A 23,148-nucleotide genomic window follows, 5' to 3' on the forward strand; every position below is an offset into this window, starting at 1 on the left:
GAAACAAAGGTCGCTTATTGCTGCTGCCCGACGGCTATTCCGACATCCCACACGGCAAGATCGCCGCTGTCGTCACACATCTGGAAATGACTGCGCGCCCGCCGCGGCGCGACGATCCGCCCGGCGCGTGGCGCCTGCGCAAGGTCGATCCGCCCGCGCTCGACTGGTATCGTGATCTCTACCGCCGCGTCGGCGAGGAGTGGCTGTGGTTCACCCGCACTGGGCTCGATGATTCCGATCTCGCCTCGAGGATCCACGCCCCCGGCAACGAGCTCTACGGGCTGGCCGTCGACGGCCAGGATGAGGGCCTGCTCGAACTCGATTTCAGCGTGCCCGGCGAATGCCAGCTGCTCTATTTCGGCGTCACCGCAAAATTCATCGGCACCGGCGCCGCGCGCTTCCTGATGAACCGCGCGCTCGAGATCGCCTGGTCGCGCGACGTCGGCCGCGTCTGGGTGCACACCTGCACCTTCGATCATCCTTCGGCCGTTGCGTTCTACCAGCGCTCCGGCTTCCGCCCGTTCCTGCGGCAGATCGAGGTGGCGGATGATCCGAGGCTCGACGGCAAACTGCCGCGCGATGCGGCGAGGCATGTGCCGGTGATTGGGTAGAGAGGCGAATATATGTCCGACTTCGCGTTGGAATTGCCAGCGGACTTTGCAGATTACGAATGGGAAGTCGAGGCGAAGGGTTGGTTCTCGCAAGCGTGGATCAACGCTTCAGGAAAGCGATACCTTCTGAATTTCTATGACCCCGCACGACTCGCGCAAGCCATCAATGATGAGCTGGAGCGTGGCAGGGTGTTCTTCGAGCCGAACCTGGTGATAGTTCAATCCATCACAAGGGCGAATATGGAGCAGGCCGTGGCGCTATTGATGGAGTCAGGTGAGCTCACCAACATGGTTGAGGAGTAGCGCCGGTTCTGTCGCGTCCCGCCTGTGGCCTCGGCAGAATCAATAGCAGGCAATGCTTCGCCGGAATGACTTGCCATATTGCAACGCGGTACGTCTCATCTAGGATGGTGCAAAGCGCAACCTCTGACCCGGCTTGGGCCGCTACACTTCGAAAGCCTGCTTTCGAGGCACGGCCTGCCGCGGCATGACCGACGAGATGACAGATGTTTTTGATCGGCCAATACGACTCGCCCTTTGTCCGCCGCACCGCGATCGCGCTGCGGCTCTATGGATTGCCGTTTGAGCACAAGCCGTGGTCGACCTTCGGCGATGCGGAGAAGGTTGCGGCCTACAACCCGGTGCGGCGGGTGCCGACGCTGGTGCTCGATGACGGCGAGGCGCTGATCGAGAGCGGTGTGATCCTGGACTATCTCGACGAGCTGGTCGGGCCGGACAAGGCGATGATCGCGCGTTCGGGGCCGGAGCGGCGCAAGCATCTGCGCATTACGGCGCTGGCGACCGGGCTCGCCGACAAGGCGGTGAGCCTTGTTTATGAGCGCGTGCTGCGCAAGGAGCAGTTGAAACTCTGGGTCGAGCGTTGCGAGGCGCAGATCGCGGGCGTGCTCGCGGTGCTGGAGCAGGAGCGCGCGGCGGTGCCGTCGCCATATTGGCTGGAGAATCGCATCGGCCATGCCGACATCGCGGTGGCCTGCGCGCTGCGCTTCACCGGCGAGGCGCATCCGCATCTGTTCGATGCGCGCTATCCGGCGCTCAAGGCCCACGCCGCGCGTTGCGAGGCGCTGCCGCCGTTCCAGGAGATCGTGCAGCCACTGGCGCCGCCGAGCGGTTAGCGCGGCGTAGCGTCATCTCTCTCCGTCGTCATTGCCCGGTGCGCAATTGCGCACCGGGGAATGAGAATGCGCAAGTAAGAATGCGCAAGTATGATTCACAGCCCGTGCAACACACTCAGTGTCGTCCCGGCGAAGGCCGGGACCCATAACCACCGCTGCAAATGGTTATGCGATGCTGGAACGACCAGTCCCATCCGCAACATCCGCTGCCGCGTATGGGTCCCGGCCTTCGCCGGGACGACGGTCGAGAGAGAACCGCGCACACGCTTGCGCCTCTGCGTGTCCTTTGCAACGCGTCCGCAAGCTACTTCGCCCGCATCGCTTCCGGTGTATCCGGCTGCGCGGACGGATGCGCCTTGGCGAACGCCGGCAGCGCCATGGCGGTCTCGTGGATGCGCTTCACGGTCGGCCAGGGCGACAGGCTGATCTGCTGGTTGATCGCCGCCGTGACGTGGCCGACCAGGCAGATGTCGGCAAGGGTCGGCGCATCGCCATGGCAGAACCGGCCGGTGGCCTTGTGGCCGGCGAGGTGGCCCTCGAGCGCCGCCAGCGTCTCGATCGTCCAGTGCCGCCGCCACGCGTTCTGCTGGCTGTCGCGCAAATCGAGCTCGCGGTCGAGATAGCGGCGCACCCGCGGCGTCAGCAGCGGATGGCCCTCGCAGGCGACGATCAGCGCCAGCCCGCGCACCCGGGCGCGGCCGAGCGCATCCGCCGGCAGCAGCGGCGGCGTCGGAAAAGTCTCGTCGAGCCAGTCGATGATCGCCAGCGACTGGAACAGCACCGTGCCGTCGTCGGTCACCAGTGCCGGCAGCGCCATCTGCGGATTGATCTTGCGATAGGCGTCGGTGCGATGCGCGTCCGCATCGAGATCGACGAAGACGACGTCGGCGGTCACGCCCTTGAGGTTGAGCGCAATCCGCACCCGAAAGCTCGCCAGCGATCGCCAGAAGGAGAAGAACTGCATGGGTGGGTCCGATGTTCACCTCGCCCCGCCCTTTGGCGGGGAGAGGTCGGCGCGCAGCGCCGGGTGAGGGGCAAGGCACGATTGTCCCGCACTATAGCCCTCTCCGACTCGGAAATCCTCACCGGACAACAAAGGCGACTGTCATTGCGGGGGCGCCCCTCACCCGAAGCCTTCGGCTTCGACCTCTCCCCGCAAAAGCGGGGCGAGGTGCAGAGACGAGCGGAGCTATCCCGCGCCCACCTTCTTCTTGCGCCAGGCGAGGTGCACCGCGCAGGTGCAGCCCTGCGGATGCGAGGCCAGCTCCGCGTCATTGGCAGGCGTCGCGGCGGGCGCAATCGCCGGTCCCTTGGCGCCGTCCTGCGCAGGGATGTAGTTCAGCACCGGCGCCAGCCAGCGCTCGATCTCGGCGACCGTCATGGCCTTGCGCGCGGCGTAGTCCTCGACCTGGTCGCGCTCGATCTTGCCGACACCGAAGTAGAAGCTTTCGGGATGCGAGAAGTACAGGCCCGAGACCGACGAGCCCGGCCACATCGCAAAGCTCTCGGTCAGCTTCACGCCGGCCGTTGCCTCTGCGTCGAGCAGCGCGAACAGCGTCTGCTTCTCGGTGTGGTCGGGCTGCGCCGGATAGCCGGGCGCGGGGCGGATGCCGTCATATTTCTCGAGGATCAGTTCGTCCGCCGACCAGGCCTCGTCGGGCGCATAGGCCCAGAACTCCTTGCGCACACGCTGGTGCATGCGCTCGGCGAAGGCTTCCGCCAGGCGATCGGCCAGCGCCTTGCACAGGATCGAGGAGTAGTCGTCATTGGCGTTCTTGAAGCGGTCGGCGACCGCATCCTCGCCGATCCCCGCGGTGACGACGAAGCCGCCGATATTGTCGGCGATGCCGGTTTCCTTCGGCGCGATGAAATCGGACAGCGCGGCGTTGAAGCGGCCCTCGCGCTTCTCGAGCTGCTGGCGCAGCGTATGGAAGGTCGCGATCTTCCTGGCGCGGCTCTCGTCGGCATAGACCTCGATGTCGTCGCCGACGGCGTTCGCCGGCCAGAAGCCGACGGTGGCGCGGGCGGTGAACCACTTCTCCTCGATGATCGTGTCCAGCATCTTGCGCGCGTCGGCATAGAGCGAGCGGGCGACTTCGCCGACCTTGGGGTCGTCGAGGATCGCCGGGAAGCGGCCGGTCAGCTCCCAGGTCTGGAAGAACGGCGTCCAGTCGATGTAGTCGGCGAGCTCGGCGAGATCGTAGGCGTCAAAGCTCTTCAGGCCGAAGAAGGCCGGCTTCTTCGGCGGCGTCGCCGCGAAGTCGATCGCGACCTTGTTGGCGCGGGCATCGCCAAGCTTCAGCCGCTTCTTGTCTGCCTGGGCGCGGAAATGCGCGGTCGAGATCTTGGCGTATTCGGCGCGCACCTCGGCAGCATAGGCTTGCTTCTTGTCGGCCGACAGCAGCGAGGAGGCGACGCCGACGGCGCGGCTCGCATCGTTGACATGCACGACCGGGCCGCCCGGATAGTTCGGGTCGATCTTCACGGCGGTGTGCACGCGGCTCGTGGTGGCGCCGCCGATCAGGAGCGGCAGGTTCATGCCCTGCCGCTGCAGCTCGCCGGCGAGGAAGCTCATCTCGTCGAGCGAGGGCGTGATCAGGCCGGACAGGCCGATGATGTCGGCGCCCTCGGCCTTCGCGGTCTCGATGATCTTGTTGGCGGGCACCATGACGCCGAGGTCGATGACCTCGTAATTGTTGCACTGAAGCACGATGCCGACGATGTTCTTGCCGATGTCGTGGACGTCGCCCTTCACCGTCGCGAGCACGATCTTGCCCGCGGCGTTGCGGCCGCCGGTGATGCCGTTGGCGAGGTTGCGGGCCTTCTCCTCCTCCATGAACGGCATCAGATAGGCGACCGCCTGCTTCATCACGCGGGCCGACTTCACGACCTGCGGCAGGAACATCTTGCCGTCGCCGAAGAGGTCGCCGACCACGTTCATGCCGGCCATCAGCGGGCCCTCGATGACGTCGAGCGGACGGGACGCGTTCTGGCGCGCGGCCTCGGTGTCCTGTTCGATGAACTCGGTGATGCCGTGCACCAACGCGTGGGACAGCCGCTTCTCGACCGGCCATTCGCGCCAGGCGAGATCTTGCTCCTTGGTCTGCTTCTCCTTGCCGCGGAACTTCTCGGCCAGCGCCAGCAGCCGCTCGGAGGCGCCGGGATCGCGGTTGAGGATCACGTCCTCGCAGGTTTGGCGCAGCTCGGGGTCGATGTCGTCATAGACGATCATCTGCCCGGCATTGACGATGCCCATGTCCATGCCGGCATGGATCGCGTGATACAGGAACACCGAGTGCATCGCCTCGCGCACCGGCTCGTTGCCGCGGAACGAGAACGACAGGTTGGAGACGCCGCCGGAGATGTGGGCGCCCGGCAGGTTCGCCCGGATCCAGCGCGTCGCCTCGATGAAGTCGACGCCGTAATTGTTGTGCTCCTCGAGCCCGGTCGCGATCGCAAAAATGTTCGGATCGAAGATGATGTCCTCGGGCGGGAAGTCGAGCCGGCCAACCAGGATATCGTAGGCGCGCTTGCAGATTTCGGTCTTGCGCGCGAACGTGTCGGCCTGGCCGGTCTCGTCGAACGCCATCACCACGACAGCGGCGCCGTGACGTTTGGCGACCGTCGCTTCGTGCAGGAATTTCTCCTCGCCTTCCTTCATCGAGATCGAGTTCACGATCGGCTTGCCCTGGATGCATTTCAGGCCGGCTTCGATGACGTGGAATTTCGAGGAATCGACCATCACGGGCACCCGCGCGATGTCGGGCTCGGCGGCGACGAGGTTGAGGAACGTCACCATCGCCGCTTCGGAATCGAGCAGGCCCTCGTCCATGTTGACGTCGATGACCTGGGCGCCGTTCTCGACCTGGTCGCGCGCGACCTGCAGCGCGGCGGTGTAGTCGCCGGCGGTGATCAGCTTGCGGAAGCGCGCGGAGCCGGTGACGTTGGTGCGCTCGCCGACATTCACGAACGGGATGGCGTCGGTCAGCGTGAACGGCTCCAGGCCAGACAGCCTGAGCCGCGGTGCGATCTCGGGCACCACGCGCGGCTTGTGCGGGGCGACGGCCTTGGCGATCGCCGCGATGTGGTCGGGCGTGGTGCCGCAGCAGCCGCCGACGATGTTGACGAGGCCGGCAGCGGCGAATTCGCCGATCAGCCGCGCCATGTAGTCCGGCGTCTCGTCATACTGACCGAATTCGTTGGGCAGGCCGGCGTTCGGATAAGCGCACACGAGCGTGTCGGCGACGCGGCCGATATCGGCGATGTGCGCCCGCAGATCCTCGGCGCCGAGCGCGCAGTTGAAGCCGATCGTGATCGGCCTGGCGTGCCGCACCGAATGCCAGAACGCCTCCGGCAACTGCCCGGAGAGCAGGCGGCCGGACTTGTCGGTGATGGTGCCGGAAATCATCACGGGCACGTCGATGCCGCGCTCCTCGATGATCTCGGAGATTGCGTACAGCGCCGCCTTGGCGTTCAGCGTGTCGAAGATGGTCTCGACCAGCAGCAGGTCGGCTCCGCCGTCGAGCAGACCCTTGGCCTGCTCGCCATAGGCCTTGCGCAAATCGTCGAAGGTGACCGCGCGATAGCCGGGATTGGAGACGTCGGGCGAGATCGAGGCGGTGCGGTTGGTCGGGCCGAGTGCGCCGGCGACAAAGCGCGGCTTGCCGTCCTCGGCGCTCACCCGCTCGGCGGCGGTGCGCGCCAGACGAGCACCCTGCAGGTTCAGCTCATAGGCGAGATCCGACATATCGTAGTCGGCCTGCGCGATCGAGGTCGAGGAGAAGGTGTTGGTCGCGACGATGTCGGCGCCGGCGCGCAGATATGCGGCGTGGATGTCCGTGATCGCATCGGGCTGGGTCAGGATCAACAGATCGTTGTTGCCCTTGATGTCGCGGTGGAAGTCCGCAAAGCGCGCGCCGCGGAAAGCGGCTTCGTCGAATTGCAGGCCCTGGATCATCGTGCCCATGGCGCCGTCGAGCACCAGGATGCGCTCGCGGGCAGCCGCGAGCAAAGCGTTACGCTTGGGGGAAACGGGAACGGACATGTGTCAGGCAGCTTTCTGGGCACCGTTCGGCCGGATGCCGAGCAGGTGGCTGATCGCGAACACGAGGTCCGCGCGGTTCATGGTGTAGAAGTGGAAGGTGTCGACGCCGTGCTTGAACAGCTTCTGCACCTGGCCGGCGGCGACGGTGGCGGCGACCAGCTTGCGGGTCTCGGCGTCGTTGTCGAGGCCCTCGAACTTCTCGGCGAGCCAGTCCGGCACGCTGGTGCCGGCGCGCGTCACGAAATTGCGGGCCTGCTTGAAATTGTGCATCGGCATGATACCCGGCACGATCGGAATCTCGATGCCGCGCGCGCGCACCCGGTCGACGTAGCGGTGGTAGAGGTCGTTGTCGAAGAACACCTGGGTGATCGCGCGCGTCGCGCCGGCGTCGACCTTGGCCTTCAACGTGTCGATGTCGGCGTCGAAGTCCTTCGCTTCCGGATGCTTCTCCGGATAGGCGGACACCGAGATCTCGATGTCGGCGTGGCGCCGCTTGATCCCGGCGACGAGTTCGGCCGAGCTTTGGTAGCCGTCCGGATGGGTGAAGTACGGCGTGCCGATGCCGCCGGGCGGATCGCCGCGCAGTGCGACGATGTGACGGACGCCGACCTCATGATAGCGGTCGACGATGTCGTCGATCTCGCCGCGCGAGGCGCTGACGCAGGTCAGATGCGCGGCCGGCAGCAGATCGGTCTCGCGCAGGATGCGGGTGATCGTGGAATGGGTGCGCTCGCGGGTCGAGCCGCCGGCGCCGTAGGTGACCGAGACGAAGTTCGGCGTCAGCGGCGCCAGGCGATTGATCGTCTCCCAGAGATTGCGCTCCATCTCCTCGGTCTTCGGCGGGAAGAACTCGAAGGAGATTTTCGGCGCCTTGGGCGCACGCGGTGCGTTATGCACGGAGGAAATGGTCTCGGTCATGATACGCAAAGGCTCCGCAACTGGAGGGCAGACGTCCGGCCTGGATATGAAGGCGCTAAGATATGCCAAACGCGTTGGATCAAACAGCCCATCGGATATGGGAAATTGCCCATTCGTGGCGAAGATTCGGCAAAATTTGACTATCGAGAACGCCAAGTGGGCAGGTAATCTGTTTCGCGGCTGTAGTATTAAGATATTGAAAATATTAATATAATAATGATTCTGCAAGTGATTTGAGGTCGAAATCGATTGTGGGTAGCTTGGTGCATCAATGAACCGACGTATATCGTCCCAAAATCAGCGACTGCTGGCGCCGACGTTCCGCTGCGGGACTGGTCTGCGTGGTCGGGGCCTTTGTCGCCCCGTGGCGCCACACTAGGTTGACGGCCATGATTCCGCTCTCCGTCCTCGACCTGTCCGTCGTCACCACTGGCACCAGGCCGGCCGCTGCGCTCCGCAACAGCATCGATCTGGCGCGCCATGTCGATGGTCTCGGCTACACACGCTATTGGCTCGCCGAACATCACAACCTCGCTTCCGTCGCGAGTCCGGCGCCCGATCTGATGATCGGGCAGATCGCGGCGGTGACGCAGCATATCCGTGTCGGCTCCGGCGGCGTGATGCTGCCCAACCATGCGCCGCTGGTCGTCGCCGAACGCTTCAAGATGCTGGAGGCGCTGTTTCCCGGCCGCATCGATCTCGGCCTCGGCCGCGCGCCCGGCACCGACGGCGCCACCGCCTACGCGCTGCGCAGCCGGCTCGATCGCCGCGAGGGCGATGATTTCCTCGAGCGGCTGCACGAGCTGACCTTGTGGGAGACGCGCGATTTCCCACCCGGCCATCCCTACAACAATGTGGTGGCGATGCCGGATGACTCGCCGCTGCCGCCGATCTGGCTGCTCGGCTCGAGCGACTATTCCGCCGAGCTCGCAGCCCAGGTCGGGATGGGCTTTGCGTTCGCGCATCATTTTGCCACTCACGACGCAATTGCGGCGATGACGAACTACCGCGCACATTTCAAGCCGTCGGGCTGGCGCGCGACGCCGCAGTCGATCCTGGCAGTCGCCGTCGTCACGGCGGAGACCGACGCGGAAGCCGAGCGGCTTGCGATGTCGATGGATCTCAACCGGCTGCGCCGCGACCGCGGCCAGTATCTGCCGCTGCCTAGCGTCGAGGAGGCAGAAGCCTATCCCTACACCGACGCCGAGCGCGCCTCGATCGCGCGCAACCGCGCCCGCCTCTTCGTCGGCAGCCCCGCAACCGTGATGACGAAGCTGCAGCCGCTGATCGCGGCGACCCAGGCCGACGAGCTGATGGTGATATCAGCGGTCTACGACCACGCGGCGCGGAAGAAGTCGTACAGCCTGCTCGCCGAGGCGTTCGGGTTGGAGAAGGCGGCATAAAGATTGTCGTCCCGGCGAAAGCCGGGACCCATTACCACGAATGAAAGTTGTTACACTTCGCTGGGGCCGCTATCGCTCCCACAACCCAAGCCGGTGGTTATGGGTCCCGGCTTTCGCCGGGACGACCCCGTAGAGAGGCTGCGCTCGCCTGGTCTAATCCTGCGTCTCGCTGAAGGTGGCGCGGAACGGATGGCCGGGATAGACGCCGACGATGCGGAATTCGCGCGAGAAGAATTTCAATTCCTCGATCGCAAAGGCGAGCCCGCGGTCGTTGGGGTGGCCGTCGACATCGGCATAGAATTGCGTGGCGAAGAAATTGCCGTCGACCATGTAGCTTTCGAGCTTGGTCATGTTGACGCCGTTGGTGGCAAAGCCGCCCACCGCCTTGTACAGCGCGGCGGGCAAGTTGCGCACCCGGAAGACAAAGGTCGTGACCAGCGGCCCCGAGCCCTGCGCCGCCCATTTGGCCTCGCGCGCCAGCACCACGAAGCGGGTGGTGTTGTGGGCCTCGTCCTCGATGTCCTCGGCGAGAATGTCGAGGCTGTAGATATCGGCGGCGAGGCGGGAGGCGATCGCCGCCACGCTCTTGTCGCCGCGCTCGGAGATGTCGCGGGCGCTGCCGGCGGTGTCGGCGGCGACGATCGGCTTGATGCCGAGCTTGCGGATGACGCGGCGGCACTGGCCGAGCGCGTGGACGTGGCTCTCGACGCTCTTGATGTCGGCGAGCTTGGTGCCCTTGATCGCCATCAGCTGGTGGCGGATCGGCAAGAACCATTCGCCGACGATGAACAGGCCCGAGGCGGGCAAGAGATGGTGGATGTCGGCGACGCGGCCGGCGACCGAATTCTCGATCGGGATCATGCCGAGATCGGCCTCGCCCGAGGAAATCGCCGCCAGCGCGTCCTCGAAGGTCGGGCAGGGCATCGGCTCGGCGTCGGGATAGGCCTCGACGATCGCGATATGGGAATTGGCGCCAGGCTCGCCCTGGAACGCGATTTTCAGCTTCTTGGTCATGGGTGGCCTTTTACCAGCCGATCAGGCTTTGGAAAGTATTCTGCGGGCGGTTTCGAGATCGGCCGGGGTGTCGACGCCGCGCGGGACGGTGTCGACGATGGTGACGTCGATCCGCATCCCGGCCTCCAGCGCGCGCAGCTGCTCGAGCTTTTCCTGCTGCTCCAGCGGTGAGGGCGGCAGCGCTACGAACCGCTCCAGCGCGGCGCGGCGATAGGCGTACAGACCGATATGATGGTAGCGCGGCCCGTCGCCATAAGGCGCGGTGGCGCGGGTGAAATACAGCGCGCGCAACCGGTTCGGCCCGATCGGCGAGCCGACCGCTTTGACGACGCTCGGGGCCTGATCCTCCTCCTCGCTATGGATGCGCGAGGCCAGGGTCGAGATGTCGACTGCGGGATCGTCGAGCGCCGGCATCACGCTGCGGATGGTCTCGGGACTGATGGTCGGGAAATCGCCCTGCAGATTGACCACGATCTCGGCGCGGCCGCCGGGGTCGAGGGTCGTCATCGCTTCATAAATCCGGTCCGAACCGGACGGGTGGTCGGAGCGGGTCATCACGACCTCGCCGCCGGCAGCCTTCACCGCCGTAGCGATCTCGGCCGTGTCGGTGGCGACCGCAACCCGGCCGATGCCTGCCGCCTCGGCGCGCCGCAGCACATGGACGATCATCGGCACGCCGGCGATCTCGAGCAGCGGTTTTCCTGGCAGCCGGGTGGCGGCCATGCGAGCCGGAATCAGCACCAAGGTACGGGGTTGGGTCATTCGTGTCGGGGCCCGTCCGGCCTGCGGAAATTGCCGGGGAGGAGGTTGAATTCGGCGCGTTTATACGGGTTGCCAGAGCGCGGGCAAACCGATATCTCAACCCTGCTTGGGGCGGTGCGATAAGGCCGATTCCCAGGTCTTTCCCCGCGGCCGTATTCCCGGCCTGAAGTCGACATTCAAGGCCCGGAGCCTGACCCAAAATGGACTCCTTCGAACTCAACAAAATCCTCGGTGCGGTTCTCGGCACCTGCATCGTCGTCCTGGTGATGAGCTTTGCCGCCAGCGCGAAATTCGCGCCGAAGCTGCCGGAGAAGCCGGGTTTTGAGATCGCGGTGAAGGAAGAGTCCCATGGCGGTGGCGGCGAGGCCGCTGCGGCCGCATCCGAGCCGATCGAGAAGCTGCTGCAGACCGCGTCCGTCGAGAAGGGCGCGGCGGCCGCCAAGAAGTGCCAGGCCTGCCACACCTTCGAGAAGGGCGGTCCCAACCGCGTCGGTCCGAACCTGTTCGGCGTCGTCGGCGAGAAGAAGGGCGAGGGCCGCGGCTTCAATTTCTCGGCCGCGATGAAGGGCAAGGGCGGCGAATGGTCGTTCGACGACCTCAACAAGTTCCTGACCAACCCGAAGGGCTTCATCCCGGGCACCGCGATGGGCTTTGCCGGCGTGCCGAAGGACAGCGAGCGTGCCGACATCATCGCCTATCTGAATTCGAACTCGGAGCACCCGGCTCCGCTCCCGACCGCCTCGAAGTAACGATTTGCTTCGCGCAAGCATGCGGATGAAACGGCCAGGCAATGCCTGGCCGTTTTCGCATGGGGAATCCGCTGTCGCGGGGTTGTTATCGGGACGTTTCGCCGCACCGATATTGTTCCCGGGCCAATATCATGAGGAAAAAGCAACGTAATTTGTCGAACCGTTGCCTTATATTGGGTCCCATGTAAGCGGGGCCGCAAGCAGGAAGACCGAATTTGGCGATCACCCGACGACACCTCCTTCAAGGCAGCGCACTGGCGGCAATGGCTCCGGCGCTCGGACTCACCACCAGCCTGTCGGCGATCACGCCGGCCTTCGCCGACGATGCCCCCAACGGGCTGAAATGGCGGCACGGCCTCTCGACCTACGGCGAAATCAAATATCCCGCCGACTTCAAGCGCTACGACTACGTCAAGCCGGACGCGCCGAAGGGCGGCGTGGTGCGGCTGTTCCAGCCCGGCACCTATGACAGCTTCAACCTCGTCGTTGCGGGGTTGAAAGGCTCCGTCTCGGCCGCTGTCGCTCGCATCTACGACTCGCTGATGGAGGCCTCGCTCGACGAGCCCGATACCTATTACGGCGAACTCGCCGAGGCGGCAGCCTTCCCCGATGATTTCTCCTATGTGATCTACCGCTTGCGGCCCGGATCGCGCTGGCATGATGGCAAGCCGGTCACGCCGGAGGACGTGATCTTCTCCTTCGAGGCGTGGAAGGCGAACAGCCCGATGTTCAGCGCCTACTACCGGCATATCGTAAAGGCGGAGAAGATCGGCGATCGCGACGTCAAGTTCACCTTCGACAGCGCAGGCAACCGCGAGCTGCCGATGATTACCGGCCAGCTCACTATTTTGCCCAAGCATTGGTGGGAAGGCACCGACGCGCAGGGCAAGAAGCGTGACATCACCGCGAGCACGCTGGAGCCGCCGCTCGGCTCGGGACCCTATCGGATCAAGGAGTTCGTCGCCGGACGGTCGGTCGTGCTCGAGCGCGTCAAGGACTACTGGGGCAAGGACATTCCGATCGCGATCGGACAGAACAATTTCGACGAGCTGCGCTACGAATATTTCCGCGACGACACGGTCGCGCGCGAGGCGCTGAAGGCCGACCAGTTCGATTGGTACGGCGAGCGCAGCGCGAAGGAGTGGGCGTCGGCCTACGACGTTCCGCCGGTGCGTGAGAAGCGGCTGCTCAAGGAGCTCTTCACCGTCCGCAACCAGGGTCGGATGCAGGGCTGGGTGTTCAATCTGAGGCGCCCGAAATTCGCCGACCCCAGACTGCGCCGCGCCTTCAACTACGCGTTCGATTTCGAAGAGATGAACCGCGTGCTTTCGACCGGCGACTATCATCGCGATTCAAGCTATTTCGACGGCATCCCCGATCTGATGGCGACCGGCCTGCCGGAAGGCAAGGAGCTCGAGATCCTGGAGACAGTGCGCGACAAGGTGCCGCCGGAAGTCTTCACGACGCCCTACAAGGATCCGGTCGGCGGCACACCGGAAAACGTGCGCGCCAATCTGCGCGAGGCGACGCGGCTGTTGAAGGAAGCCGGCTTCGAGATTCGCGACCGCAAGCTGGTCGATTCGTCCGGTCAGCCGTTCACGGTCGAGATACTCGGCAACAGCGGCGATTCCGGTATGGAGCGGATCGCACTGTTCTACAAGCCGAGCCTGGAGCGCCTCGGCATCACCGTTAATCTGCGCGCCGTCGACACGGTGCAGTACCAGAACCGGGTCCGCGAATTCGATTTCGAGATGGTCACCCAGGTCTGGGGACAATCGATCTCGCCCGGCAACGAGCAGCGCGACAATTTCGGTTCGCAGGCGGCCGACCGGCCCGGCTCGAACAATCTTCCCGGCATCAAGAATCCGGCGGTCGATGCCATCATCGAACGCATCATCTTCGCCACCAGCCGCGTCGATCAGGTTGCCGCCGCCAAGGCGCTGGACCGGGTCTTGCTCTGGAACTTCTATCTTGTTCCACACTTCAATTACGACAAGCAGCGCTATGTCTATTGGGATCGCTTCAGCCATCCCGACCCGCTGCCGAAATACGCTGTTTCGGGATTCCCAAATCTTTGGTGGTACGACGCCGACAAGGCGGCCAAGCTTAAGCGTTCATAAAACTCAAGGATTCGCGCATGGCGCTATTCTCCCGTCGGCACGCACTCGGTCTCGGCATCGGTGCGTTGAGTGCTGCAGGCTTGCGTATCGCACCGGCGGCGGCCGACAACGGAACCGGGATTCACGGCATGTCGGTGTTCGGCGACCTGAAATATCCGGCGGATTTTAAGATCTTCGACTACGTCAATCCGAAGGCGCCGAAGGGCGGGGCGTTCTCGGTGATCCCGTGGGTGCGCGGTTACAACCAGTCTTACTACACGTTCAATTCGCTGAATGCCTACGTCCTCAAGGGCGAAGGCGCGCAGGGCATGGACATGACGTTCGCGACGCTGATGTCGCGCGCCAATGACGAGCCCGACGCGATGTACGGCTATGCCGCGAGTTCGGTGCAGATCTCGCCGGACAAGCTGACCTACCGCTTCACCATGCGCCCCGAGGCGCGCTTCCATGACGGCTCGAAGCTGACCGCGCAGGACGTCGCCTTCTCGCTCAATACGCTGAAGGAAAAAGGCCACCCTCTGATCCAGGTGCAGCTGCGCGACTTCGTCAAGGCCGAGGCGCCCGATGACGCGACCGTGGTGGTGACCTTCGCGGCGGGGCGCGCGCGCGACGTGCCGCTCTATGTTGCGGGCCTGCCGATCTTCTCCAAGGCCTATTACGCGAACCGGTCCTTCGAGGACTCGACGCTCGATGCGCCGCTCGGCTCGGGGCCGTACAAGGTCGGCCGGTTCGAGGTCAACCGCTACGTCGAATTCGACCGCATCAAGGACTGGTGGGGCGCCGAGCTGCCGGTCAATCGCGGCAGCTACAATTTCGACACCGTGCGCTACGAATTCTATCGCGACCGCGATGTGGCGTTCGAGGGCTTCACCTCGAAGAGCTATCTGTTCCGCGAGGAGTTCACCGCGCGCGTCTGGGCGACACGCTACGATTTCGCCGCGGTGAAGGATGGCCGCGTCAAGCGCGAGACGCTGCCCGACGATACGCCGTCCGGTGCCCAGGGCTGGTTCATCAACACGCGCCGCGACAAGTTCAAGGATCCACGCGTGCGCGAGGCGCTGATCTGCGCCTTCGACTTCGAGTGGACCAACAAGACCATCATGTACGATGCCTATGCGCGCACCGTCTCGCCGTTCCAGAACTCGGATATGGTGGCGGACGGGCCTCCCTCGCCGGAGGAGCTTGCGCTGCTCGAGCCGTTCCGCGGCCAAGTGCCCGACGAGGTGTTCGGCCTGCCGTTCGTGCCGCCGATGTCCGACGGTTCCGGCCAGGATCGCGCGCTGCTGCGCAAGGCGGTGCAACTGCTCAACGAGGCCGGCTGTGTCGTCAAGGACGGCAAGCGTGTGCTGCCGAACGGCGAGCCCATCACCATCGAATTCCTCAACGATGAGCCCTCGCTGCAGCCGCACCATGGGCCTTACATCAAGAACCTCGGCACGCTCGGCATCGCGGCGACGTTCCGCCTGGTCGACGCGGTGCAGTACCGCGCCCGGGTGGAAGATTTCGATTTCGACATGACCATGCAGCGCTTCAGCTTCTCGGCGACGCCCGGCGACAGCATGCGGCCGTTCTTCTCCTCGCACGCCGCGAAGACCAAGGGCTCCTACAATCTCGCAGGCATCGCCAATCCCGCGATCGACGTGCTGATCGAGAAGATCATCGGCGCCAACAGCCGCCATGAGCTGACGATCGCCTGCCGCGCCTTTGACCGCGTGTTCCGCGCCGGCCGCTACTGGGTGCCGCAATGGTACCGCAACACGCATCCGATCGCCTATTGGGACCAGTTCGGCCATACCGAGAAGCTGGCGAAATATGCCCAGGGCGTCGGCGCCCCGGAGAACTGGTGGTATGATGCGGCCAAGGCCGCGAAGCTCGAGCAGGCGAAGTAGCCGATGAGCGCCTATATCGCCCGACGTATCTTCCTGATGCTGCCGACGCTGCTTGGCATCCTGTTCGTCTCCTTCGTGGTCGTGCAGTTTGCCCCCGGCGGTCCGGTCGAGCGTGTCATCGCGCAGATCAACGGCGCCGACACCGGCGGCACGTCGCGCGTGTCGGGAGGCGGCGGCGATTTCGGCGCGCAGCGCGGCCAGGGCGCGGGCGCAGGCGCGGCCATCAACTCGAAATACCGCGGCGCGCAGGGCCTCGATCCTGATTTCATCAAGAAACTCGAGGTGCAGTTCGGCTTCGACAAGCCGGCGCCGGAGCGGTTCGCGCTGATGGTGTGGAATTTCGCGCGGTTCGATTTCGGCAACAGCTATTTCCGCAGTGTCAGCGTGCTGCAGCTGATCAAGGAGAAGCTGCCGGTCTCGATGTCGCTCGGCATCTGGATGACGCTGCTGACCTATCTGATCTCGATCCCGCTCGGTATCCGCAAGGCGGTGCAGGACGGCTCGCGGTTCGATACCTGGACCTCGGCGGTGATCATCATCGGCTTTGCGATACCGGGCTTCCTGTTCGCGATCCTCCTGATCGTGCTGTTTGCCGGCGGCTCATTCCTCAATATCTTTCCGCTGCGCGGCCTGACCTCGGACGGCTGGGCGCAATTCCCCTGGTACTGGAAGATCATCGACTATTTCTGGCACCTGACGCTGCCGCTGGTGTCGATGGCGCTCGGCGCCTTCGCCACTATGACCCTGCTGACCAAGAACTCGTTCCTCGACGAGATCCGCAAGCAATATGTGATGACCGCGCGCGCCAAGGGTTGCAGCGAGCGCCAGGTGCTGTACGGCCACATCTTCCGCAACGCCATGCTGATCGTGATCGCCGGCTTTCCGGGCGCGTTCATCCACGCGTTCTTCTCCGGCTCGCTGCTGATCGAAACCATCTTCTCGCTCGACGGGCTCGGCCTGCTTGGCTTCGAGAGCGTGCTGAACCGCGACTATCCGGTGGTGTTCGGGACGCTGTTCATCTTCTCGCTGGTCGGGCTGGTGGTCAATCTGCTCTCCGACCTCGCCTATATGTGGATCGATCCCCGGATCGACTTCGAAGCGCGGGAGGTCTGATGACGATGCTCGCGCCCCAACCGGTCGAGACCTCGACGCAATCGCCGCTCGGCGAGGCGGTGCCCGCCACGCGGCACGGCTTCTCGCCGTCGCCGCTGAACAGGCGGCGCTGGCAGAACTTCAAGGCCAATCGCCGCGGCTACTGGTCGTTCTGGATCTTCCTCGTGCTGTTCGTGGCGTCGCTGTTCGCCAATTTCATCGCCAACGACAAGCCGCTGATGGTCAAATATGACGGCCGTCTCTACTGGCCGGTGATCTTCACTTACGCCGAGACCACCTTCGGCGGTGACTTCGAGACCGCGGCCGATTATCGCGATCCATACTTGCAGAAGCAGATCGCGGCCAAGGGCGGCAGCATGATCTGGCCGCCGATCCGTTACTCCTACGACAGCCGCAACCTCGACCCGCCGACGGCGGTGCCGTCGAAGCCGACCTGGCTCCTGACCGAAGAGCAGTGCAAGGACGTGGTGAAGCGGAAGGGACTGACCGGGTGCCGCGACCTCGAATACAACTGGCTCGGCACCGACGATCAGGGCCGCGACGTGGTTGCGCGGCTGATCTACGGCTTCCGCATCTCGGTGCTGTTCGGCCTGACGCTGACCATCCTGTCCTCGATCATCGGCATCGCCGCCGGCGGCGTGCAGGGCTATTTCGGCGGCTGGACCGATCTCATGTTCCAGCGGCTGATCGAGATCTGGACCGCGATCCCCTCCCTCTATCTGCTGCTGATCATCTCGGCGGTGCTGCCGCCGGGCTTCTTCATCCTGCTCGGCATCCTCCTGCTATTCTCCTGGGTCTCGCTGGTCGGCCTGGTGCGCGCCGAATTCCTGCGCGGCCGCAATTTCGAATACATCCAGGCGGCGCGTGCGCTCGGCGTGTCCAACGGCGTGATCATGTTCCGCCATCTGCTGCCGAACGCGATGGTCGCGACCATGACGTTCCTGCCCTTCATCGTGTCGTCCTCGGTGATGACGCTGACGGCGCTGGATTTCCTCGGCTTCGGCCTGCCGCCCGGTTCGCCCTCGCTCGGTGAATTGCTGTCGCAGGGCAAGGCCAATGTGCAGGCGCCGTGGCTCGGCCTCACCGGCTTCTTCTCGGTCGCGATCATGCTGTCGCTCCTGATCTTCATCGGCGAAGCCGCGCGCGACGCCTTCGATCCACGCAAGACGTTCTCGAAGGGCTGAGGCATGGACGCGATCAACCAGCCTTTGCTCGATGTGCGCGACCTCTCGGTCGCCTTCGGCCGCGCGCTTGCGGTCGACGGCATCTCGTTCTCGATCAAGCGCGGCGAGTGCGTCGCGCTGGTCGGCGAATCCGGTTCGGGAAAATCCGTCAGCGCGCTGTCGGTGCTGAAGCTGCTGCCCTATCCGACGGCGTCGCATCCCACCGGCGCGATCCGCTTCCGCGGCCGCGACCTCCTGACCGCGTCCGATCGGGAGATGCGCGAGGTCCGGGGCAACGACATCTCGATCATCTTCCAGGAGCCGATGACCTCGCTCAATCCGCTCCAGACCATCGAGACCCAGATCGGAGAGATCCTGTCGCTGCACAGGGGCGTCAGTGGCGCGGCAGCGCGGGCGCGGACGCTGGAGCTATTGGGCCAGGTCGGCATCCCCGAGCCGGAGACCCGGCTCAAGAGCTATCCGCACCAATTGTCCGGCGGCCAGCGCCAACGCGTGATGATCGCGATGGCGCTCGCCAACGAGCCCGATCTGTTGATCGCGGACGAGCCGACCACCGCGCTCGACGTCACCGTGCAGGCGCAGATCCTGGCGCTGCTGGCCGAGATCAGGGCGCGGCTCGGCATGAGCCTCTTGTTCATCACCCACGATCTCGGCATCGTCCGCCGCATCGCCGACACGGTCTGCGTGATGAACAACGGCAAGATCGTCGAGCAGGGGCCGGTCGAGCAGGTCTTCACCGCGCCGAAGCACGCCTATACCCAGGCGCTGCTCGCGGCCGAGCCGAAGCCCGATCCGGCGCCGCCGCAGCCGGGCGCAGCGGTCGTGATGTCGGCGGACAATCTCAAGGTCTGGTTTCCGATCAAGCGCGGGCTGTTGCGCTCGACCGTCGGCCACATCAAGGCGGTCGATGGCGTCAGCCTCGCGGTGCGCAAGGGCGAGACGCTCGGCGTGGTCGGCGAATCCGGCTCCGGCAAGACCACGCTCGGGCTCGCGCTGCTCCGGCTGATTTCGTCCGATGGTCCGATCGTGTTCCTCGGCAGCGACATCCAGGGCCTGCGCTTCAAGCAGATGCGGCCGTTCCGCCGCGACATGCAGATCGTTTTCCAGGACCCGTTCGGCTCGCTCAGCCCGCGCATGTCGGTGGCCGACATCATTGCCGAGGGCCTCGAGGTGCACCAGAAGCAGCTGTCGCGCGAGGAGCGTGAAGCGCGGGTGATCAAGGCTTTGAAGGATGTCGGGCTCGATCCCGACTGGCGCTTCCGCTATCCGCACGAATTCTCCGGCGGCCAGCGCCAGCGCATCTCGATCGCGCGCGCGGTCGTGCTGGAGCCGAATTTCGTCGTGCTGGACGAGCCGACCAGCGCGCTCGACATGCTGCTGCAGGCCCAGATGGTCGACCTGCTGCGCGACCTGCAGCGCAAGCGCGACCTCACCTATATGTTCATCTCGCACGATCTGCGCGTGGTCGCCTCGCTGGCGAGCCATTTGATCGTGATGAAATCCGGCAAGGTGGAGGAGGAGGGACCGGCCTCCGAGCTGTTCAAGAATCCGAAGAGCGACTACACCCGCGCGTTGTTCGCCGCCGCGTTCCGCATCGAAGCGGCCGGCGACGGGGCGGTGGCGACGTAGCGAGCTTCGTAGGATGGGTAGAGCGAAGCGAAACCCATCATTCATCCGCGCGGAAGCAGCTTGATGGGTTTCGCTGCGCTCTACCCATCCTACGGCATCTCGCTTCTCGTCCCACGTCGTCCCCGCGCAACGGCTTCGCCGTTGTCGCTGGAGGTGCGAGCCTTGCGGCGCAAATGCGCCGCTGGGCGAGCCTCGAAGGATGCGTGGCCCGAGTGGGGCCGTCGATCCTTCGAGACGCGCTACGCGCTCCTCAGGATGACGGTGACACGCCGTCGCGCCAATCAAAGCCGCTTGATCGCGAGGACCTCGCTGCCGGCGGACTTGATCCGCGCGATGGCGGCGTGCGTGTTCTCCAGCGCCGTTGCCATGTGATGCGCGTTGGCGTGCACGATCGTCGTCGCGTCGCGCACGATGGCGACATGGCCCTTCCAGAATATCAGGTCGCCGCGCTGTAGATGCTTGGATTCGGCAGCCGTCAATTCGCGGCCGAGCCCTTCCTGCTGCATGTCGCTGTCGCGCGGGCAGCCGGTGCCGGCGGCGGTCAGCGCAATCTGCACCAGGCCGGAGCAATCGATGCCGAGGCTCGATTTGCCGCCCCACAGATACGGTGTGCCGACGAATTGCTCGGCGATCACAACGAAATCACCTGCCATCGTGTCGAGCGGCGCGAGATGCCGGCGCGGCAGGTGCCAGCCCTCGCGGGTCAGCGCGAACGCAGCGTCCTCGCGGACGATCGCAAGCTTCGTCCCCAGCGCCAGCGCCTCGACCGGCGGCAGCTTGATCGACGGGCCCGGAAACGCCAGCGTGCGCAGCGCCGTGACCTTGTGCGTCGGGGCGGCGCCGGGCTTGGCCAGCGCGACCTCGGGAATCCAGCCGACATAGCCGTCATCGGCGAGCTGGCCCCAGGCCCAGCCTTCGCCGTTGCGATCGTACACCGTGACGCGCTCGCCCCTCAGCGCCTGCGTCATCTGTTCGGCATCGCTCGCCGGCGCCTGGCGCAGCGGCGCGATGGCCTCGCCGACTTCAAGCACTTCGCCTTCGACGAAGCGCGCCGCCTTGACCTTGCCCTCGAGATATTTCGCCGCGAGGTCGCCGCGGGCCGGCGTCAGACGGGGGTCATGCATAGCGCTGGCTCAACAATTTGTAGATCGCGCGCGCGGCCTGGCACTCGCCGCCTTCGGGGCGGCCGGGCTTGGCCGACGGCGTCCAGCCGTAGATGTCGACGTGCAGCCAGCTCCTCGCGTGCTCGACGAAGCGCTGCAGGAACAGCGCGCAGGTAATCGAGCCCGCGAAACCACCCGACGGTGCGTTGGTGATGTCGGCGGTCTTGGAGTCGAGCCAGGCGTCGTAGGCCGGCCACAGCGGCATCCGCCACAACGGGTCGTTCTCGCTCTTCGCACAAGATGCGACGTCGCCGGCAAGCGCCTCGTCATTGGTGTAGAACGGCGGCAGATCCGGGCCCAGCGCCACCCGCGCGGCGCCGGTCAGCGTGCCCAGATCGACCAGCAGATCGGGCGTCTCCTCGTCGGCGAGCGCCAGCGCGTCGGCGAGCACCAGCCGCCCTTCGGCGTCGGTGTTGCCGATCTCGACGGTGATGCCCTTGCGCGACTTGAAGATGTCGAGCGGGCGGAACGCGTTGCCGGCAACCGCGTTCTCGACCGCCGGGATCAGCACGCGCAGCCGCAGCTTCAGCTTCGCGTCCATCACCATCTGGGCCAGCGCCAGCACGTTGGCGGCGCCGCCCATGTCCTTCTTCATGATGAGCATGCCGCTCGACGGCTTGAGATCGAGCCCGCCGGTATCGAAGCAGACGCCCTTGCCGACCAGCGTTACCTTCGGATGGGCGGGGTCGCCCCAGCTCAGCTCGACCAGCCGCGGCGCGCGAGTCGACGCCATGCCGACGGCGTGGATCAGCGGAAAGTTCTGCGCGAGCTCGTCACCGTCGATGCAATTGAAGGTCGCACCGAACCGCGTCGCGAGGTCACGCGCCACGTCGGCGAGCTCGGCCGGCCCCATGTCGTTGGACGGCGTGTTGATGAGGTCGCGCGCCAGCGCCGCGGCATCCGCCATCCGGGTGATCTCCGCCGTGTCGATGCCGTCGGGCGGCACCAGGCGGACTTCGGGGACCTTGTTCGCGCGATAGCGGCCGAAGCGATAGCAGCCGAGTGCGAAGGCGAGTGCGGCAAGTCTGGTGTCGTGCGGTGCATTGGCGAACCGATAGACGCCCGGCGGCAGCAGGCCGGGCAGGGCGCCGGGCCGGAACGGATCGCGCGCCTTGTGGTCGGCGGCCTCGAGGCCGAACAGCACCTGCGCGATGCCACCGTCTGCCGCCGGCAGGACGAGCAATTTGCCGGGCTTGGCCGCAAAGTCATTGGCCGCCGCGAACTGGCGCGCCGGTGCCGGCAGCTCGCCCCGAATCGCATCCCATGTCGCCTTGGTGACGAAGGTGATCGGCGTGGCGGCGGTCGTGGCGGCAGTCTCGAACACGGATGGCATGCGGCTCTCGGCTGTTCTGGCGTCGTTGGTGGGCTACTACACGCCTTTCGCCACGGATGGTAGCGCGCCAACGGTTCACGCGCCGTGCAGGCCGGAACCGGCGGGCCGGTTGTCACGCCGCCAGTTAACCAGACGTTAGGGTTAACAGTCTATTGCTGGCACGCTCGGCTGGAACCGTTCGCCCGATTTCGTGAGTCACAGTGCCATGCGTCGACAGTCCAATCTGACCCGGCATCTCGCTTCCGCAGCCCTCCTGGCGGTCCTGGCCGCAGGGCTTGGCGGTTGCCAGACCATGTCCGACGTGGCGGGATCGATCACGTCCCGGTCCGATCCCACGCCCGATGATCCGCGCCGCGCCGTCGAGGTCTATGGCGAGCGCTATCGCAAGAATCCCAAGGATGTCGCCGCCGCGGTCGGCTACGGCCAGGCCCTGCGGATGACCGGACAGCGTTCGCAGGCCTGCGCCGTGCTCGAGCAGGCCACGATCGCCAACCCCGGCAACAAGGCGCTGCTCGCCGCCTATGGCCGCGCGCTGGCCGATAACGGCAATTCGCAAGCTGCATTCGACGTGCTGAGCCGCGCGCATAGCCCGGACAATCCGGACTGGCGGATCCTGTCGGTGCAGGGCACCACGCTCGACAAGATGAACCGGCACGAGGAGGCGCGGCGCTATTACGCCAGTGCGCTCAGGCTGGCTCCGGACGAGCCGTCGGTGCTGTCCAATCTCGGCCTGTCCTACATGCTGACCAAGGATTTGCCGAAAGCGGAAGAGACGCTGCGCCAGGCCTATGCCAGCGCCCGCGCCGACACCCGGATCCGGCAGAACCTTGCGCTGGTCGTCGGCCTGCAGGGCCGCTTCGCGGAGGCCGAAACGATCGTCAAGGCCGACCTGCCGTCGGATGAGGCCGCGGCCAACGTCGCCTATCTCCGCGACATGCTGAACCGCAAGGACGGGCCGCGGACCGCGTCGCGTGCGGCGCCGGTCGTCGCCAAGGACGACTAAACCAAACGTGGCAGCTCCACCTCCCGTGAAAAGGGGAGGTCGCTTTGCCCACGAAAGCAAAGCGGGTGGGGATCATCTCT

At 65.3% G+C, this 23,148-nt stretch carries 18 protein-coding genes; 11 read left to right on the forward strand and 7 right to left on the reverse strand.

The window, feature by feature from the left end:
• The first annotated feature begins 17 nt into the window (after nt 1-17).
• The 3 genes from IF803_RS11050 (at nt 18) to IF803_RS11060 (ending at nt 1,744) form a co-directional block, all read left to right on the forward strand.
• Nucleotides 18-611, forward strand: coding sequence for a GNAT family N-acetyltransferase (locus tag IF803_RS11050; protein WP_461192171.1), 594 nt, complete (start codon nt 18-20; stop codon nt 609-611).
• A gap of 12 nt (nt 612-623) precedes the next feature.
• Nucleotides 624-914 carry a hypothetical protein gene (locus tag IF803_RS11055; RefSeq protein ID WP_028342307.1) on the forward strand — a complete coding sequence of 97 codons (291 nt, stop codon included), beginning with the start codon at nt 624-626 and terminating at the stop codon, nt 912-914.
• Between the two features lie 203 nt (nt 915-1,117).
• On the forward strand, nt 1,118-1,744 hold the full coding sequence (locus tag IF803_RS11060) for a glutathione S-transferase family protein (protein WP_461192172.1): 627 nt from the start codon (nt 1,118-1,120) through the stop codon (nt 1,742-1,744).
• Between the two features lie 304 nt (nt 1,745-2,048).
• Here the strand turns inward: IF803_RS11060 and maiA are convergent, their stop codons facing one another.
• From maiA to metF, 3 genes are all read right to left on the reverse strand, one after another.
• On the reverse strand, nt 2,049-2,708 hold the full coding sequence (gene maiA / locus IF803_RS11065; RefSeq protein WP_461192173.1) for a maleylacetoacetate isomerase: 660 nt from the start codon (nt 2,706-2,708) through the stop codon (nt 2,049-2,051).
• Between the two features lie 225 nt (nt 2,709-2,933).
• Nucleotides 2,934-6,788 carry a methionine synthase gene (gene metH / locus IF803_RS11070; protein ID WP_461192174.1) on the reverse strand — a complete coding sequence of 1,285 codons (3,855 nt, stop codon included), beginning with the start codon at nt 6,786-6,788 and terminating at the stop codon, nt 2,934-2,936.
• A 3-nt stretch (nt 6,789-6,791) separates the two neighbouring features.
• Entirely contained in the window at nt 6,792-7,706 is a 915-nt protein-coding gene (gene metF / locus IF803_RS11075; protein ID WP_038387593.1) for a methylenetetrahydrofolate reductase [NAD(P)H], read from the reverse strand.
• A 389-nt stretch (nt 7,707-8,095) separates the two neighbouring features.
• Between metF and IF803_RS11080 the strand changes: the two genes are divergently transcribed.
• Nucleotides 8,096-9,109, forward strand: a complete 1,014-nt coding sequence (locus tag IF803_RS11080) for an LLM class flavin-dependent oxidoreductase (protein ID WP_461192175.1) — start codon at nt 8,096-8,098, stop codon at nt 9,107-9,109.
• A 153-nt stretch (nt 9,110-9,262) separates the two neighbouring features.
• On the opposite strand, the gene IF803_RS11085 is transcribed toward IF803_RS11080, so the two are convergent.
• Nucleotides 9,263-10,123, reverse strand: coding sequence for a prephenate dehydratase (locus tag IF803_RS11085; protein WP_461192176.1), 861 nt, complete (start codon nt 10,121-10,123; stop codon nt 9,263-9,265).
• 21 nt (nt 10,124-10,144) lie between these two features.
• On the reverse strand, nt 10,145-10,885 hold the full coding sequence (locus IF803_RS11090) for a 3-deoxy-manno-octulosonate cytidylyltransferase (RefSeq protein ID WP_461192177.1): 741 nt from the start codon (nt 10,883-10,885) through the stop codon (nt 10,145-10,147).
• Between the two features lie 200 nt (nt 10,886-11,085).
• Here IF803_RS11090 and IF803_RS11095 point away from each other — a divergent pair, with 200 nt between their 5' ends.
• The 6 genes from IF803_RS11095 (at nt 11,086) to IF803_RS11120 (ending at nt 19,569) form a co-directional block, all read left to right on the forward strand.
• Complete coding sequence (locus IF803_RS11095) at nt 11,086-11,634, forward strand: c-type cytochrome (RefSeq protein ID WP_028342300.1); 549 nt, start codon at nt 11,086-11,088, stop codon at nt 11,632-11,634.
• 263 nt (nt 11,635-11,897) lie between these two features.
• The gene (locus IF803_RS11100) at nt 11,898-13,754 is read left to right on the forward strand and encodes an extracellular solute-binding protein (RefSeq protein ID WP_461192178.1); all 1,857 of its coding nucleotides are present in this window, start codon (nt 11,898-11,900) and stop codon (nt 13,752-13,754) included.
• 17 nt (nt 13,755-13,771) lie between these two features.
• Nucleotides 13,772-15,643: an extracellular solute-binding protein gene (locus IF803_RS11105; protein WP_461192179.1), complete on the forward strand. Its 1,872-nt coding sequence runs from the start codon at nt 13,772-13,774 to the stop codon at nt 15,641-15,643.
• Nucleotides 15,644-15,646: 3 nt separating this feature from the next.
• Nucleotides 15,647-16,756 (forward strand): microcin C ABC transporter permease YejB, encoded by a 1,110-nt coding sequence (locus IF803_RS11110; protein ID WP_016842625.1) that lies wholly within the window; start codon nt 15,647-15,649, stop codon nt 16,754-16,756.
• Nucleotides 16,756-17,940, forward strand: a complete 1,185-nt coding sequence (locus IF803_RS11115; RefSeq protein WP_028342296.1) for an ABC transporter permease — start codon at nt 16,756-16,758, stop codon at nt 17,938-17,940. Before IF803_RS11110 ends, IF803_RS11115 begins: the two co-directional genes overlap by 1 nt.
• A gap of 3 nt (nt 17,941-17,943) precedes the next feature.
• Nucleotides 17,944-19,569, forward strand: a complete 1,626-nt coding sequence (locus IF803_RS11120; protein ID WP_461192180.1) for an ABC transporter ATP-binding protein — start codon at nt 17,944-17,946, stop codon at nt 19,567-19,569.
• Between the two features lie 281 nt (nt 19,570-19,850).
• Here the strand turns inward: IF803_RS11120 and IF803_RS11125 are convergent, their stop codons facing one another.
• Nucleotides 19,851-20,693: a C40 family peptidase gene (locus IF803_RS11125; protein ID WP_461192181.1), complete on the reverse strand. Its 843-nt coding sequence runs from the start codon at nt 20,691-20,693 to the stop codon at nt 19,851-19,853.
• Nucleotides 20,686-22,065 (reverse strand): leucyl aminopeptidase family protein, encoded by a 1,380-nt coding sequence (locus IF803_RS11130; RefSeq protein ID WP_461192182.1) that lies wholly within the window; start codon nt 22,063-22,065, stop codon nt 20,686-20,688. The genes IF803_RS11125 and IF803_RS11130 overlap by 8 nt, the downstream gene beginning before the upstream one ends.
• A gap of 205 nt (nt 22,066-22,270) precedes the next feature.
• Here IF803_RS11130 and IF803_RS11135 point away from each other — a divergent pair, with 205 nt between their 5' ends.
• On the forward strand, nt 22,271-23,068 hold the full coding sequence (locus IF803_RS11135; RefSeq protein WP_137476641.1) for a tetratricopeptide repeat protein: 798 nt from the start codon (nt 22,271-22,273) through the stop codon (nt 23,066-23,068).
• Nucleotides 23,069-23,148: the final 80 nt, after the last annotated feature.

Source organism: Bradyrhizobium sp. UFLA06-06 (assembly GCF_054820065.1).